Origin of the sequence: Sulfoacidibacillus ferrooxidans, from assembly GCF_022606465.1 — a bacterium.
In the GTDB taxonomy this organism is placed as follows: domain Bacteria; phylum Bacillota; class Bacilli; order Alicyclobacillales; family SLC66; genus Sulfoacidibacillus; species Sulfoacidibacillus ferrooxidans.
This window is the reverse complement of the sequence record NZ_JALBUF010000016.1, coordinates 25,604-40,589: the sequence shown is the minus strand read 5'-3', so window position 1 is coordinate 40,589 and position 14,986 is coordinate 25,604. Positions and strand designations below refer to the sequence as shown.

The following is a 14,986-nucleotide window of genomic DNA, read 5'->3' as shown; positions in this document are numbered from 1 at the left end:
TCATGTGGGTCCGCTTTTTTATCGCGCTCTGATTGTCTGCAGGATCGATATGCAAACTGACATGGACATCGGCACCTAGCTGAAAAAAACGCTGCAGATAACCGAAACGAACGATACTTGGCAAGGCCGTCACATAATACACTTTGGTATAGCCTGTGGGTGAGATATACACATACGATGGTTTGACTTCCATGGCGTCCGCTACCGTCATGATATCTTCTATGGTCGGTGTATGATCTTCTAGGTCCTTTGGCTGATCAGTATATACCCTACGTTTTTTGTCTTTTCGTCCAAACCACCACCAACGGTGCTTTTCTTGTGGTTTCTTGTTACGCATGATGGATCTCTTCCTTTCGCATATCTTCGTCCGAAATGGTGGATGCTCCATGTACCGTAGGCGTATGGACAAAGTTTCGAAACGCGTCGCGATAGCGTTGACTCATGGCTCGATCACGATTCCAAAAGTTTTGGATCAATTCAGCGGTGAGGATGCGGTTTAAGGAGAGATAGGGTATTTTCATGCTTTCGAATCCATCCTCCACATAGCTCACTTCTCGCTCTAACCGCTCGATATGTGCTTCCTTTTTTTCGCCTACTTTGGATGGGACACTGACCACAAAGGCGTTCTCCCGGTCGCTCCGTGGTTTTTTGACTTCTTCGCCAAGATACCGCATAAACTGTTCGCCGTACGCCACAAAGGCTGTGTTTCCTTTGTCGCGTTCCTCTTGCAAGGTAGGTTGAATGCGATCATGCACGTAGTTCATGTAGTCTGTATAATTGGCACGCCGTGCCTGCACGGAGATCTGGAAAGGATGGGATAGTCGCACCATCATGTCACGGAATCGGTTGCGCTGAATTTCGATTTCTTGTACGTTCATGGAGTTCAGGTTGAGATTGTCGACACGCAGAATGCGTTTGAGCTTTGTGCGATAGCGTATCGCATCGCTGTCATCATCAAACCCATCGATCGGAAGAAAGGTTTGAAGAGGATGATGCTTTTTCGTGGACGAATCCTGTGAGGATGTCCCTTGCGTTCTAGACTTTTGCAGATCCCAGAGGACCAAGGCAACAAAGGCAAGGATGATGCCACCGCCCATGATAACCAAACGATTCATCGTCATTCCCCTTTCTGTGCATGGATGCGTACTCTGTATTCGCGATCATACATCAGTACTTTTGGCCGTAGCATGAAACGGATCGAAAGCAGAATCAGTTCGGCGAGAGACCAATCACGCCAGTGAAGAGCCGCAAAAGCAAGTCCGAGGATAGCTCCTGTGATGATCGGTAGAAACGGGTTCATGTGGAACCATCCGGCTAACAGTGTCATAGGAATCACGATCGGTGCTGAAAACCCTAAGCCGATGACAAAGTGGAGGATCTGTTTTGTGTTGACGCCAAAGGCGATGGTTTCGCCTTCGGTCAAGGGTACAGGTGATTGAATATCAAGCATACGATAGCCTCCCTTCCCTACTCACACGAATTCGTGAGCAGGGCTTTCTATGAGTTGTGGTTTACTTAAGTCCGCTACCGAAGGAATAGAGAGCGCCGATTAGGAGTTGTGCACCACCGATGAGCACCGCTCCAATGGCGACATGTAGCAAGTGGCCTTTGGCTTCCTCCCGTTTTTGCGCATTGATGCCCCCACGCATAAATCCAATCACCCCACGGTACAGCTCAAACAAGACCCAAGCGCCGCCAATGACGCTAGCAGCTCCTACGATATCGTTGATGATGGTGAAGACGATCGTAAATATCGAGTTCGAGGATTGTCCATTCGATCCGACGATATTTTGCATGCCTGACGGCACCGTAAGGTTGTTACTTGCAGCGTAAGCTGGAACCGTCATGAGCATGAAGGTGACGAGAAAAATGTAGAGTTGTTGCATGCCATGGTTACATCGTTTCATCGACATCAAGCCTCCTTCGTATTAGTGAAAATAATCGTTGATACTGAGCACAATGCCAGGCCCGATCGTGCCGATGACAAAGCCTGCAATCGAGAAAAAAAGAATACGAGTACCTGTCCCTTTCCAACGGCTTTGATGGACCGCCGCACCGATGAGAAACACAATCGCACCAAAGAGCACGCCTAGTTCTGCAAGCAGATAGATCCAATCAAACCCGATCAGGATGAGATGAATGAATCCACGGGTGGCTTGATCCACTAAGGTTTGCGGATTGAATGGGTGGATGGCTAAGGATTGTTGCAACTGCTGTTGAAATTGACGAGGATTCACCCATGATTACCTCCTTTCTGTTTCATCGTAGAAGAAAGTCAATCCCAAAAACTCTCTACTTGCTCTTCACTTTTTTGCGTGAAGAGCATCGATGGGCATCAAATCTCCCTTCCTGATAACAAGCGTAGTGTATTGTCAAGCACAAAAACCCTCCATTTTCACTCCACTTTTTTTGCATAAAAAAAAACGAATAAAAAAAGTGGAGTGAAAATGTATGAGTCATCGACTTGACAGGGATCTATGATATGTACATAGAAAGGAAGGATGAAAACAATATGGACGAAACCATTCGCATAGACTATGTAGACCGCATTCAACATGTGTATAGTTTGTATCCCACGTCGGACGACGAGTTGGCGTATGCAAGAGGGATTGAAGAAGAAGCAGAAGTGATTGAAGTGGTCACTCAAGGCGAAGCGTGCACCGTGACAGTCCATACCACGCAAGGGGTGTATCATTTTACGCGGTTTCGCACGGACTATGTGGGGCACTCATCGAGAATGCTAGTGAGCTTGCTCGCTCATTTTCGGGTGGGGTTATCGTTAGAGTTTATTGTTAGCCATCAAACCTTCACCGTATATATCATCAGTAGCAAAGTAGCTGTCGGTCAACACGATTATCTGCTCGCACAACGTCTAGGCATCTATACGCTGGTCGAACCTGTCCAGCTCTTGTTGTCGATACGCGCCATGGATTCGATCTTGGCTTTAGCCGATAGGTATCACATAGAACCCGAACTCGTCGTCGAACAATTACTAGCCAAAGAAATGGAGCTAGTAGAAGCAGACCATCGTTGATCGCAACAAGGCCATGAGAGATGCACCCTCATGGCCTTGTTTTTTGCAAGTCGGTGTGGATTCAATCATCGTTCTACTCGCTATGTAAGACGTTGTATTCGGCCATCATGCGTAAAGCCTCGTCAATACCATATTGTAGATAAAATGCATAACCCACTTTAATTTTGAGTCGGGCGATCAGTTTGTCCACGGCACCCGTCGAGTAATACGTCGTACAAGAGGCCTTGATCCGTGTCTCATCAGCAATATACCGTAGATGATATTGCTGATACAGATCGGGATCTGTCGACCGCATATGTTCGATGAACGCATGGATAAAAGGAAACCATGGAGGAACCACCTCTGTTTTGGGGAGTGAGGTCAACATCTTCATGAGAGTTAATGCGCTTCCGCCAATGGTCATCCACTGGCTTTTTAGTTCTGCTTCTAACGTCCTATTTTTATGTTTCACATACGCATGATCATCGACAAATAACACGGGATCAGGTTCTTCTGTTCCATACAGAGGAATAAAGGTCTGTTTCGTTTCGGTTTCATCTAAATAGACTAAAAAGTGATCGGGCTTAATTCCATAGGCCACTAACCCGTCTGTATAGTAAAACAGTTCGTCTAAAAATTCTTGTGGTGGTAAATCTGAATTGGTGATTCTGGTTTTGTCGTTATTGGCGACAATCACGTAATTATACCCCATCTCTCGCCAGCCCCCCCATGAGTGATTTCTTTCTCTATCACAAGCGTATCAAAAAAACAAGCCCGAAAACCCTCCATTTTCAATCCAATTTTTTTGAGCAAAAGGTCAGGCGGCAATCATCACACATCGTCAACGACGGTAGATGGACGAGTTGTACATGCGTGCATGGTGGTCGAAGGGAGAGCAATGGATGCACCCAAAAAGGAAATTGTATGTGGATGTACTCTTCCATCGTAGAGGCAATGAGGAGATAGGCTTTATGTTTTTCGATGCTATGTAATGCACGTTGCATGATATCCACATGTCCACTAGCTATTTTGCGTTCTTGTTTTTTGAGCCAAGCAAGATCAATCAGTGGTTTATGTGGGAAGGTATCGCTCATCTGTTTCTTTTGTCTCTGCTTATAGGTTCGAGTCATAACTTCTACCCCACTTCGAATATATGTTCGTATAAAGTATATCATACATATGGCGGATTTAGCATAATAAAACACTAAAATGTTAATCTAATAGGAAACTAAACGTTTCTTATGGGTGTATTTTGTACGTGAAAAGTACGTAGTTTTGCAGAGTATGTTAGCATAGGGCACTACCAACACAGAATAGTGGGATTTCATACTAGACAGCGTATTCGCACCGTTTAGCGACCTTGCTGTTCACATCAAAATGATTCAAACTGGTCCAATTCGTTCTGATCGTGCCACAATCCTTTGCTTCCTGTTTTGATTTTTCCAACTAACGATGATTGAACGGGTATTTCTCGTGTTGGGAACCACGGTCTCTGGTGCTCAACAACGATAAAAAGCACCTCATCCGATCCCATCCCCACGAAATTTGGGAAACCACCGTCATGCAAAGCCTCTAGCCCAAAATTCTTCTCCAGTTCCACTACAATATTTGCAGGGTGAATGACTGGCAAACCAATTTCAGATACCCCCTGTTACAGCAGTCGCTGAGAATGTCGTCGCATTCGAATGAGCCAGTGTATGCCTAGCGATGAATTCCGCAATATTACCAGAAGGATCATGGAAATATCAGGAGTGTGCATTCCAGAATGGTCCTTAGTCGATGAGAGATTCTCCATCTGCGGGTAGGAATTGAACACCGCGTTCAACTAACCATCTCATACTATCTGATAACAGATTAGACGGAATGGTAAAAGCTTATCGTTCCGATGATCTCCAATAATTGAATCACAATCCCAACGATACTGATGATGAATGCAATGGACGACATCCTTGCAGAACCGAGCGTGGCCTTTTGATATTTCGTGTTCCTTCTCGAAATCAAAAAGCCTATGACACCGAAAATTAAGCCAAGCAACGGAAGTACAATGGACAAAACCGACAAGATCAGTGCAACGATCCCGTTGTTTCGAGCTAGGGAATCTGGATCATCCCCAGAAGGATGATTCAAGTTATTAGGCCCATTGCGCAGGCTATCCTCATCACCAAACCGTTCGATGGATATCCGGATACTATCCTTTTCGCAATAGCCTAGTTGTTGTAAGGTTGTAGCGGCCTCCATCAAGTGATTTCGCATTTCTACTTTCAATTCCGCCACTTCCGGGCTGTCCTCTACATCACTATAAATGGACTCAACATACTGATCGATCTCACGCATTGTGGGCAGCTCCCTCCTGTAAATTAGCCCAACGGTTCACAATCCAAGATGTTAGCAATGAAATCGTGGGAGAAATTACGGATGTTGGCGATTAGAAATCCTCTTTCGTTAACGCATCTACAAGTTTAAAAAACGACGGGAAACGTCTGCTTGTATGTTCAAGCAGACAATCCACACATCCACTCTTGAGTGGATGTACTTCGAATGTTCTGCCATTGTTATATTGATTCAATGCATATACACACGGAATCTCTGCTTGAATACAAGCGGCATTCACGATTCGCTGCGCCACATAGGCGGGTTCATCCATAGCGCAAAATACCCATGATGATCCAGAGAGAATTTCTCGTACAGAATCAATATCGGAGAGCCGTTTTGTCCAAGTCTGGACCCGTATAGCGTCATTTATTTTTTTACATAGATAGCAAACACCACGAGGACTTTTCTGGCCCTCGTGGTGTTTACTATATTACATTTGCTTTACTAAAATGTTTAAATCTTCTTCAGATTCAACGTTAGAGTGCATTTGATAAGCTATGGCCATCATATCGGAGAGAACCATAACGACCGTCCAAGTGTCGAGAAATAGATCATCTACTGGATAGCTTGATGTGTATCCATTGAGTACAGCCTGACGATCTTCAGGTAGATTCCATCTCCAAAGATCCCAAGCCGGATGGCTTATGTATGCATCGCCGAAATCAATGAGGCCGGAAAAGCGCCCAGTTGATGAATCGACAAACGTATGTGTGGGTCCGGGATTGGAGTGCAATGCAACACGTTCTCTTGAATGTGGCAGTTTAGAAAGTGCTTTTTCTACTACTTGTTCCGGGGTGAACTTTAATGACCATCGTACTTGTTTATCGTAAATGCGTGTAATGATTCCCTGAAAAGACTCTTCAAAACGGGATTTCACCTCTTCGAAATTCGAGTCACCAGGAAACTGGTTACTTTCAATGAATGGTTCTTGTGACATCGAGTGAATCGAACGTAACGTTTGACCAAGTGTGTAGAGTGTTTCTTTACGGCTATTCCTTGATAAAGTGGTATTCACAATAGCGATACCTGGAATACGCGTCATGACAGTGTATTCTATGTCATGCTCTCGACCATATCCAAGTACTTTCGGGACTTGGATATGTTTATCTAATGCTAACTGATTTAAGAAAAATACTTCTTTTTCTAAACTCGTTCGAGGACGCAATTGCTGTGGACGTTGCACTTTTAAAATGATGTGGTCATCCACTGCATAGGTGCGGGCTTCTCCGCCAGATTCATCAACTTTGGTAACTGCTTTTACATCCGGAACATATTTACGCACAATATCTAGTACTACTTCATGACTATGAATAGGATCAGGTGCATTGGGTTGAAGATATATATCTTTCGCCAATTGAATTCCTCCTTGGGGATCAATTGAAAGTTTTCATGCCATAGTAAAGAAAGAACTGGTCTACAGAACGATTTTCAAATCATATGAAGACGCAAAACCGCAATGATTTCAGTATATTGAAGGGCAATACAATCGTAATCGAATGCATTCAGCAATTGGGTATAAAACCCCGCAACAAATGGAGCATCTATGATCTAACTCAGTGTCTTAAAAAGTTCTTCTTTTTGTGTTTAGCACCTTGACAGAAGTCCATTTACACTATCGATCTACGAACAAGTAGGAATCGGCTGCGCTGACCCCTAATTGTTTAAGCAGATACTCTTCCTTGTCGCAAGCAAATTGTACTCATCCACTCATTGTTTTTGACATTCAGGAACGGATGTAATCTGAATGTCAACGGTTCCGCCCATGGCTTCCGCAATTTTTTTGAGTTTGTCAATGCTTATATTTTGTTTTCCGTTTTCGATACGTGCGATTTCACTTTGCTTTGTATGGACCTTCTCCGCAAGTTGCTCCTGGGTCAGTCCAGACTTCATCCGAAGCTGAATGAGCTGTCGAGCAACCTCATGTTCCAGCCTGCTTTCTTCCCAAGCCTTACGAAATTCATGATTTTCGAGACGTTTTTCGAGATACTTCTGAAGGTCACTCATTGCCGTCACTTCCTTTTTTCTTCCGCTTTTGTTGCTCCAAAAAATCATTTCGATATCCGATAGCCCGTTCAATTTCTGCTGGTGGGGTTTTAGGCGTTTTCTTCGTGAATCCACTGAGTAAGATCAGGCGTTGATCTACCAAGGTGAAAAAGAGAACACGAAAGATATTACTCCCCTGTTTTGTCCGTAAGCATCGGATATTTTCGGTTATATTCTCGACGTGAGGCATACCGATTCCAGGTCCAAATTCCTCCAGTAAATCCATCGACCGCAACACCTTGGCAGTGTGTTTGTCATGGAGTGAGTCTAACCATTCCACGATAGGACAATCGTCATTGCTTTTCCTGTTTCCTGTAGAACTCTGTGCTCCATGTCATGTCTTTAGTATAACATATGTGTTATGTTATAAACATGCTACACATAGCGCATCTAAATTTGCCTAAATTATGCGGCGTACACCGGATGATTGAGGTGGGATCGGGCACTGAGGATTCACCAACGAAGAGAAAGCGGGTGTGATCTCATGACCGACCACCCACATGGCAGACACTTCGACGATCGTATCTTCTAATGGATTTGTACCTGTTGTTTCTGTGTCGATGACCAGAAATCGCGCTTGGGACATTTGACATCACCTTTCACTCGGCTTTCAAGTGCCACTTCGTTTGACAAGCAAATGCCTCGATGACTTCTGAGGATAGATGTTGCTCTGTCCGTACACCCACTGCTTTGGCAAGGTACACACTGGGTGTCTTGATCACACCGGGAGTGATCTGTTCAGCTAAACGAATCAACTCATCTTAAAAGGCTAGTCAATTTTTCTGCAGTTGTATTTTCCCATCTGTGAAGTATGGATGCATGGACACCCTACTCTGATGAAATGTAAGCAATCGTTTTTCTTCTTTAGGCAAATCAGAACAACTTCTAGTTTGAAAGATGTGGTGTAATTCTTTCTCGTAGTCATAATTGCACCTTAAATGTCCCTTCTTAGATATCTGGATATCTGGGACTACTATTATAGAGAGAGTCGATCAAAAATCATTAAGGAAAGTATGGAGTTACGAGATTGTTGGCATATACACGATAGGAAATAATTAACAGATAATCATAAGAGATAAAAACTTATAATATTAACTATTTTACACTGGGTCTTATTCTTACAATAAATTTTTATCCGTTATAGTGCAACCGTGTTTGCGCTTACACAATATTTTCGTATTTTTACGCAGTTGACTTACCTCTCTGCCCCGTTTTACAATTAAAAGACTGATTTACTAACGGACTCAACACTCGGAGAATGACCGAGTGTTAACGCATGATTTCAATTAAGAATTTGCCCATATTTATAGGGTTTTTTATTGTCGATTGAAAGATTGTTACTAGGATACTGGACTCTCATGAGAGTTGAGAGTCAATACCAATAAATACACGAGGGTGAGGTGTTTTGTTATTTTTCAAAACTTAAAAGATGAATGGCTATCGAATGTCCGTAAGGATGTACTATCTGGCATTGCGGTTGCATTTGCATTGATTCCAGAGGCCATTGCTTTTTCAATGATTGCTGGGGTCAATCCTATGATTGGCTTATACGGAGCCTTTATCATCAGTGTTATTGTATCCATATTTGGCGGTAGACTAGGAATGATTTCAGGGGCCACAGGATCCACGGCTCTTCTTATGGTATTACTGGTTAAAAATCACGGAGATCAGTATTTATTTGCTGCTGGCATTTTAACCGGTATCATTCAAATAATGATGGGTATTTTTAAGTTAGGGCGATTTATCACATTTGTGCCGCATACTGTTGTCACTGGATTTGTGAACGCTCTAGGTATTCTTATTTTTCTAGCTCAGTTGCCTCATATTGAAGGCGCTGGAATGGTTGCGTATGCTATGGTAGCAACTACTTTAGTTATTGTTTATGGGTTGCCACATCTTACAAAAGTGATTCCCTCAGCTATTGTTGCAATTGCCTTTATGACTGTAGTAAGCATTGTTATGCATCTTCATTTACAAACAGTAGGGCAGATCGGGGAGCTATCTGGACATTTGCCCTATTTCCATATTCCATCGGTGCCCTTAAATTGGAATACCTTCATGATTATTTTACCGTACTCTTTTCCAATCGCGTTGGTCGGTAGCCTAGAAACACTTCTTTCAGCAACTGTAGTCGATGATTTGACAAATACGAAGAGTAATAAAAACAAGGAAATTCGCGGACAGGGTATAGCAAACCTGGTAACTGGTTTTTTTGGGGCAATGGCTGGTTGCGCAATGATTGGTCAAACCGTCCTCAATGTGGAATATGGTGGGCGGAAGAGATTGTCCACCTTCATTTCGGGAGCCTTTTTAATTTCTTTAATCGTGCTTTTTCGACCAATTGTTAGTGAAATTCCTGTGGCCGCACTAGTTGGCGTGATGTTTATGGTGGCAGCGAATACATTTGAATGGAAGTCAATTGGTCAATTGCATAGAGTTCCGAGAATAGAAGCTGTCATTATGATTCTCACAGTAGTTTCTGTGGTAGCGACAAACGATTTAGCTATTGGCGTATTTGCCGGAGTTGCACTAAGTGCCGTAACGTTTGGTTGGAAAATTGCCAGACTGCATGCAACAACTTCCACTGATAAGGAAGGTGTAAAAATTTACATTCTCCGTGGACAAATGTTTTTTGCGACTATGACACATTTTGTGCAATTATTTGACGTTCATGTGGATCCTCAAAAAATCATTATTGATTTTACACACACACATATCTGGGATCATTCTTCTGTCGTAGGTATACAAAGAGTGATTAACAGATACAAAGAATGTAATAAAACGGTTCATTTTATTGGCCTCAATGAAGAAAGCAAAGAATTACTCGATAAATTCTCGTCCTTGAAGTCTGCTTGATAGAGTAGGCCGCCCCTGTCGAGGCCAGTCCATCAATGAACGGCTCGTGCGGGTTTCCAGCAAACCGCTCTACGTCACTTACTTTCGAACTTGCGTACACGTTTTTTTGCTCAGTGGTCCATTGAGACCAATAGACTGCATGGTTGGCCTTACGTTGCCGTATTGCTAAGGCTGCTTTTTCCCGACGCTGACGAATGATAGCCAAATATTCATCATTCGTCAGTGGTTGGCCTGTGGTATTAAGTCAATAAAGTGGACACCACAAAACAGAGAAATGATAAGTTTTCATATGCTACTATGAGTACTTTTGTCCTACTTAACTTGCTTGAATTCTCAGCGCTTGGGAATATCTCCCTTCGTCCTCAACTGGTGTAAGAAATCCATTGAATGGGTGTATTTGCGCCGGGTTGTACTCAATCTCAATATACTCAAAGATCAACTGATTAACCTGCTTCCTTGTCTTTAACTTTTCCAGATAGACAAGTTCGCGCTTGCGTACGCTATGAAACGATTCGTTACAGGGATTGTCAAAATAATTCTCCTTGTGACTCATGCTACCTATCATCTCATACTCTCGTAACTTATCCTGATAAGCCTGCTTTAGCGCAGCATGCACAGTAGTTTCTTCATCATTCGCGAATCTGCACGCAGCCAACGATTTTACGGCTGTACAAGTCCATTAGGCTCGCAACATAAAGCATCCCTCAGCAGTCGGTATACAGGTAATATATTCCATATAACTTGATTGGGGCGCTCCAATTCGAATATCTGCTGACGCATATGCTCTTGAACTGAGTCATCGTGGTTTGAGTATGCGTTCGCCCTCTTGACGTAGCACTTGCGTAACTTTCGAACTACCATACAACCGTCTCGATTGCACAAAGATCTGATGGATTCGCCTGGTGATTCGTTTGCGGCGCTTGGAACGCTCACTCTCTGGCCGATTACGCCACGTATAGTACCCGCTCCGAGATACACCCACTACTTTGCACATCTTCTTAACCGAAAATGTGAAGCGGTCTCTATCAATACATGGATAGTTCATTTCTGTTCGTTCATGAAGATGCGTGCTGCTTTTTGTAAGATTTCATTCTCCTCTCGAAAATCCCGTAAATCTCGCTGCAAATCCAGTATCGTCTGGACTTCTCGCCTAAGATACCTGCAACGAATGGGGTGGATGAATTCTCAAGATACTTTGACATCCAGCCATACAATGTCTTTTACGACATACTTAGTTCGCGAGCCACTTGGCTAACTGATTTTACACGCTCTAAAACTAATTGAACTGCATGAAGTTTGAATTCCTTGTCGTATTTCTGTGTCACGGGGCTCACCTTGGATAACCTTATATTTAGATCCGTTATGCCCACTATACCATCTTAATACCATAATCAAGAAAAACAAGACGATGATGATTAAACATGCAACTATTTTACGGGGGTTCCTCCAAACATGCCCCCATCAATACGCACGCCTTCTTTGCCATATACTTTTATAGGTGATGCCCATTTGTTATGACGCTGTGGTGAACATATAACCTGTGCATGTCTGGATGACTCTTCTGGAACGCAAGGCGAATTTCATGCATGTATTGGCAATACGTGAAAGTAGTCAGAGAGATGGGGTTGGTAATGAGGCTCAGACTGTTGCTTCTATATGCCGTGATGAAGCGGGTGGGGCGAAGATAGATCACGTTTTAAGGTGGCACAGACGTACAAAGCGAGAGTCAGTAAAAGATACGCAGCGTGTTGCAAAGAAGCAGAAGCGCTCAGCTTCGGGTCGCAAGAAAAAAGCAAAAGTATCTGGGGCAAAAAAAGAGAGCCAGTCGAAGCAAAGGGCGCGTAAGCGCCTCAAATAAGTCAAAAGGGCGCAATATCCTCCGTGTTGGCGGCGCTCACTAAAAACAAAAGGGAATTTCTCTTCAAAACCGAAGTCTCCACAAGACGTAGATGATCAAAAAGAAAAGATTCTCCTGACGACGAGCGCCTTATATCCCCAGCACTGAAGTGCGGGGCTTTACGGCGCATTCGGTAATGAAGAAAAGCATCCGCAGTACCCAGCATGAGCTGAGGGCACGGCGGATGCTTATCACCCGATCAACGTTCTCAGAGAACGATCACCAAAACCAGAGTCCCCATAAAGCATAGATGATCAGAAAGGACACTGCCCATCGTTGCCAACCATATCCATTTACCTGACCTGATCGTATTCCATAGCCACTACCTGTGGCGCCGCCATATCCCACTCGGGGGTATCCACCGCCTGGCCAAAAGGCAAGAACCATGTCAAGCTTACTTTCATCATCAGCGGTCACTGGTTTGGCAAGATGCTGTGGCACATATTGACTCGGAGAAACCACGATGGCTGCGTTGGCTGTGACGTGTTCGATACGTCCGATATGATGCCCATACAGGGTACGAAACTGAATCCATTGTCCAACGTGTTGTTCGCATTGTGCTTTGGTACACATGATATTCACCTCCCAACACTTTACTACAATCTATGGGGGTTATTCTGTTCAAAACACGGCCAATGAGAAGTGAACTGCGTCCATGAGTGTAATGCATTATTACATTATAAGAATAAATTGTATATATTCGATTTGAATTCACCACCAAGATACGTGGTGAAATGAGAATATCCACGTGGCGAATGACCTTCGATCAGCACCCAATTATTCATTTCTCAATACCCTTACTTTAAAAATGGTTGCGCGAAGGTCACGCACTTTACATGTAATGCGAATGAAATGCGGAATAATTGGCTTGAAGCCGATCGCTGTCAAATCCTAAGTATAGGGATTGGGTTAAATTTTTCAATATTCTCCCTCATATAACGAATCATCATGACTTTTTCCTGCGGTGTAACTGTCCTAAAGATAAGCTGTTCCTGATTGTTTGGCACAACCGTTAGTTGCTGTTTATCTATTTTACTGGATAACTTACGCAAAGCTGCTCGCAATTCCCTCATATCCTCTTGTATTTGATCGTAGTTCCTAATCATGACTTCATCTAATTGCGTATGATTGGATGAAGAAGCGTGAGATGGTGCATCACGAAAATCCTCCTTATTCATGAACCTCATCAGACTATATTTGGTCTCCAGTCTTGGAGAAAAAATAGTGAATTTGCCTATCATGCCTTCTCGACATGAGTGTGGTAACCATGAGGACGAGCCTTCTTACACCCTCATCAAATAAGGTGGAATATATTTTCGTACAATGGCAATGTGCCTATAGAAACCACCTATTTCAAATGACGACGTGAAAAAGTCGGCTATCCAAAATTACAAGTAGCCGACTAGCCAAACAACTTCAACCAGGTAATACCTACACCTATTCTCTTTAGCCCAACCCTACTACGCTTCGTGTCGTTCTAACATCTTGAAACATGGACATCATGCCCTTGTTTTTGTCTGGTTCAAAATCAAGGTGCGATCCCTAAGCCATCACTTAGTATGCGCCGTACCCACCAACTGCGGCTGCGCCTCCACCTGTTCCGTACACATCAGGCACAAACAACATGAACAAGACAAAGATGATTAAAAACACTACCGCCCATCGGGTGTACCCACCGAAGACACCATCCATGAGATTCTCTCCTTTTGCACCAATAACTTAGTATGCGCCTCCGCCGTAACCTGGGACGAGCAAGAAGAACAGGACAAAAATAATTAAAAAGACCACAGCCCAGCGCGTATATCCACCGAATGTACCCATATGAAATGGCCTCCTTTCTCATCGCTCACATAAGATACGCTACGAAAGGGGGCCTTTGTGTGGGTGATTTGTCATCCTTTATAACCCAATTATCGGATATGGTTGTGATCTTAAGATGATCAGAGTTGTTCGTCTGGAAAATGAGGGTCAGATAAAGATAGAACCCGTAACGTTGTGGTTACGGGTACCTATCTTACAGAGGTTGCCCTCCTCTTCATCCCTAAAAATCTCTCTATGATTTCTCTTCGCCAGATTCATTCAGAGACCCCGCACGCGAAACAGCCCACCATGCTTTTCCCACTGGAGCTACGCGAAACGATTCTTGTTCCGCGACTAAAGTTAAAAGACCAAAAAGAATCTCGTCACGATGCACATGAATCTCTGCCCCAGCGCGAAAGCCCTTCAAAAAATCATGCAAAGTTAAGTCGCCTTGAGAGGTTTTAATCGGCGTATTCCCCTCGGCTACCAGTACCCAGACATCCTCACCTTGGTGCTCAACATCAGGAGAAAACGAATGAACCCGTGTGGAAAGACGACGATTGGTCTGTGTATCCTTCACGATACGATCGTACAACAAGTCGATCATCGCATCAGATAGTACTTGATCGTCTGTGGTTGGCTTGCCTGATGTTCCTCTCTCTTTACGTAGTACTTGCACATGTGATGGTTTCTCCCTTTTAGCCATTGACCTCACTCCCTGCATTTCATGTGTTTGGTGACGTTCCTTTTCTCAATGGCCATTCTACCGTCATCTTGTGAGTATATGTACATTTCTCGTCCCTCGCCCTATGTATATGTAAAATAAAGGGCTTGTTTCTTTGTTGCTAAAAAATTCTTTTGATGAAATCAGGACGGATGGAGACAATGCGGAATCAATGGATTAAAATCGCAGAGATGTTCATTCAGACCCTGCTATACGCACTTGGTAGGAATCTAATCCGATCTAAGGATTGGTAGCAGCCTGTGGCAACCATGGGAATCTG

Annotated in this window: 22 protein-coding genes and 1 pseudogene; 3 read left to right on the top strand and 20 right to left on the bottom strand. The window is 43.6% G+C overall.

Going from position 1 to position 14,986, the window contains the following annotated elements:
• The 5 genes and pseudogenes from MM817_RS14205 to MM817_RS14185 form a co-directional block, all read right to left on the bottom strand.
• Window positions 1-337 (bottom strand): annotated as a pseudogene (locus tag MM817_RS14205) (conjugal transfer protein TraC); the annotation flags it as partial.
• Window positions 330-1,115 carry a hypothetical protein gene (locus MM817_RS14200; RefSeq protein WP_241716338.1) on the bottom strand — a complete coding sequence of 262 codons (786 nt, stop codon included), beginning with the start codon at window positions 1,113-1,115 and terminating at the stop codon, window positions 330-332. The pseudogene MM817_RS14205 and the gene MM817_RS14200, both read right to left, overlap by 8 nt.
• Before the next feature lie 2 nt (window positions 1,116-1,117).
• Window positions 1,118-1,450 (bottom strand): hypothetical protein, encoded by a 333-nt coding sequence (locus MM817_RS14195; protein ID WP_241716336.1) that lies wholly within the window; start codon window positions 1,448-1,450, stop codon window positions 1,118-1,120.
• A 61-nt stretch (window positions 1,451-1,511) separates the two neighbouring features.
• Complete coding sequence (locus MM817_RS14190; RefSeq protein ID WP_241716334.1) at window positions 1,512-1,907, bottom strand: pilin; 396 nt, start codon at window positions 1,905-1,907, stop codon at window positions 1,512-1,514.
• 21 nt (window positions 1,908-1,928) lie between these two features.
• Window positions 1,929-2,237, bottom strand: coding sequence for a hypothetical protein (locus tag MM817_RS14185; protein WP_241716332.1), 309 nt, complete (start codon window positions 2,235-2,237; stop codon window positions 1,929-1,931).
• Between the two features lie 275 nt (window positions 2,238-2,512).
• On the opposite strand from MM817_RS14185, the gene MM817_RS14180 reads away from it, so the two are divergent.
• A complete protein-coding gene (locus MM817_RS14180; RefSeq protein ID WP_241716330.1) occupies window positions 2,513-3,034 on the top strand; it encodes a hypothetical protein in 522 nt (173 codons plus the stop codon).
• A 73-nt stretch (window positions 3,035-3,107) separates the two neighbouring features.
• Here MM817_RS14180 and MM817_RS14175 read toward each other — a convergent pair whose 3' ends face one another.
• The 9 genes from MM817_RS14175 to MM817_RS14135 form a co-directional block, all read right to left on the bottom strand.
• Complete coding sequence (locus MM817_RS14175) at window positions 3,108-3,725, bottom strand: hypothetical protein (protein WP_241716328.1); 618 nt, start codon at window positions 3,723-3,725, stop codon at window positions 3,108-3,110.
• Window positions 3,726-3,804: 79 nt separating this feature from the next.
• Window positions 3,805-4,143, bottom strand: a complete 339-nt coding sequence (locus tag MM817_RS14170) for a hypothetical protein (RefSeq protein WP_241716326.1) — start codon at window positions 4,141-4,143, stop codon at window positions 3,805-3,807.
• A gap of 242 nt (window positions 4,144-4,385) precedes the next feature.
• Complete coding sequence (locus MM817_RS14165; RefSeq protein WP_241716324.1) at window positions 4,386-4,643, bottom strand: hypothetical protein; 258 nt, start codon at window positions 4,641-4,643, stop codon at window positions 4,386-4,388.
• A gap of 224 nt (window positions 4,644-4,867) precedes the next feature.
• Window positions 4,868-5,347, bottom strand: coding sequence for a permease prefix domain 1-containing protein (locus MM817_RS14160; RefSeq protein ID WP_241716322.1), 480 nt, complete (start codon window positions 5,345-5,347; stop codon window positions 4,868-4,870).
• 91 nt (window positions 5,348-5,438) lie between these two features.
• Window positions 5,439-5,756 (bottom strand): ThiF family adenylyltransferase, encoded by a 318-nt coding sequence (locus MM817_RS17525; protein WP_419723412.1) that lies wholly within the window; start codon window positions 5,754-5,756, stop codon window positions 5,439-5,441.
• Window positions 5,757-5,816: 60 nt separating this feature from the next.
• Window positions 5,817-6,740 carry a phosphotransferase family protein gene (locus MM817_RS14155; RefSeq protein ID WP_241716320.1) on the bottom strand — a complete coding sequence of 308 codons (924 nt, stop codon included), beginning with the start codon at window positions 6,738-6,740 and terminating at the stop codon, window positions 5,817-5,819.
• Between the two features lie 353 nt (window positions 6,741-7,093).
• Window positions 7,094-7,390: a helix-turn-helix domain-containing protein gene (locus MM817_RS14145; protein WP_241716318.1), complete on the bottom strand. Its 297-nt coding sequence runs from the start codon at window positions 7,388-7,390 to the stop codon at window positions 7,094-7,096.
• Window positions 7,383-7,709, bottom strand: a complete 327-nt coding sequence (locus MM817_RS14140) for a type II toxin-antitoxin system RelE/ParE family toxin (protein WP_336605183.1) — start codon at window positions 7,707-7,709, stop codon at window positions 7,383-7,385. Before MM817_RS14140 ends, MM817_RS14145 begins: the two co-directional genes overlap by 8 nt.
• A gap of 120 nt (window positions 7,710-7,829) precedes the next feature.
• Window positions 7,830-8,015: a 3'-5' exonuclease gene (locus tag MM817_RS14135; RefSeq protein WP_241716314.1), complete on the bottom strand. Its 186-nt coding sequence runs from the start codon at window positions 8,013-8,015 to the stop codon at window positions 7,830-7,832.
• A gap of 809 nt (window positions 8,016-8,824) precedes the next feature.
• Here MM817_RS14135 and MM817_RS14130 point away from each other — a divergent pair.
• Window positions 8,825-10,285 (top strand): SulP family inorganic anion transporter, encoded by a 1,461-nt coding sequence (locus MM817_RS14130; RefSeq protein ID WP_241716312.1) that lies wholly within the window; start codon window positions 8,825-8,827, stop codon window positions 10,283-10,285.
• A gap of 316 nt (window positions 10,286-10,601) precedes the next feature.
• On the opposite strand, the gene MM817_RS14125 is transcribed toward MM817_RS14130, so the two are convergent.
• Both MM817_RS14125 and MM817_RS17520 read right to left on the bottom strand, forming a co-directional pair.
• On the bottom strand, window positions 10,602-10,901 hold the full coding sequence (locus MM817_RS14125) for an IS3 family transposase (protein ID WP_241716310.1): 300 nt from the start codon (window positions 10,899-10,901) through the stop codon (window positions 10,602-10,604).
• A 604-nt stretch (window positions 10,902-11,505) separates the two neighbouring features.
• Window positions 11,506-11,610: a transposase gene (locus MM817_RS17520; protein WP_419723409.1), complete on the bottom strand. Its 105-nt coding sequence runs from the start codon at window positions 11,608-11,610 to the stop codon at window positions 11,506-11,508.
• Window positions 11,611-11,825: 215 nt separating this feature from the next.
• Here MM817_RS17520 and MM817_RS14120 point away from each other — a divergent pair, with 215 nt between their 5' ends.
• Window positions 11,826-12,143: a hypothetical protein gene (locus tag MM817_RS14120; RefSeq protein ID WP_241716308.1), complete on the top strand. Its 318-nt coding sequence runs from the start codon at window positions 11,826-11,828 to the stop codon at window positions 12,141-12,143.
• A gap of 258 nt (window positions 12,144-12,401) precedes the next feature.
• Here MM817_RS14120 and MM817_RS14115 read toward each other — a convergent pair whose 3' ends face one another.
• From MM817_RS14115 to MM817_RS14100, 4 genes are all read right to left on the bottom strand, one after another.
• The gene (locus tag MM817_RS14115) at window positions 12,402-12,755 is read right to left on the bottom strand and encodes a hypothetical protein (protein WP_241716306.1); all 354 of its coding nucleotides are present in this window, start codon (window positions 12,753-12,755) and stop codon (window positions 12,402-12,404) included.
• A gap of 311 nt (window positions 12,756-13,066) precedes the next feature.
• The gene (locus MM817_RS14110) at window positions 13,067-13,360 is read right to left on the bottom strand and encodes a hypothetical protein (protein ID WP_241716304.1); all 294 of its coding nucleotides are present in this window, start codon (window positions 13,358-13,360) and stop codon (window positions 13,067-13,069) included.
• A gap of 376 nt (window positions 13,361-13,736) precedes the next feature.
• Window positions 13,737-13,874 (bottom strand): hypothetical protein, encoded by a 138-nt coding sequence (locus tag MM817_RS14105; protein ID WP_241716302.1) that lies wholly within the window; start codon window positions 13,872-13,874, stop codon window positions 13,737-13,739.
• Window positions 13,875-14,235: 361 nt separating this feature from the next.
• Window positions 14,236-14,688: a hypothetical protein gene (locus tag MM817_RS14100; protein ID WP_241716300.1), complete on the bottom strand. Its 453-nt coding sequence runs from the start codon at window positions 14,686-14,688 to the stop codon at window positions 14,236-14,238.
• Between the last annotated feature and the right edge of the window lie 298 nt (window positions 14,689-14,986).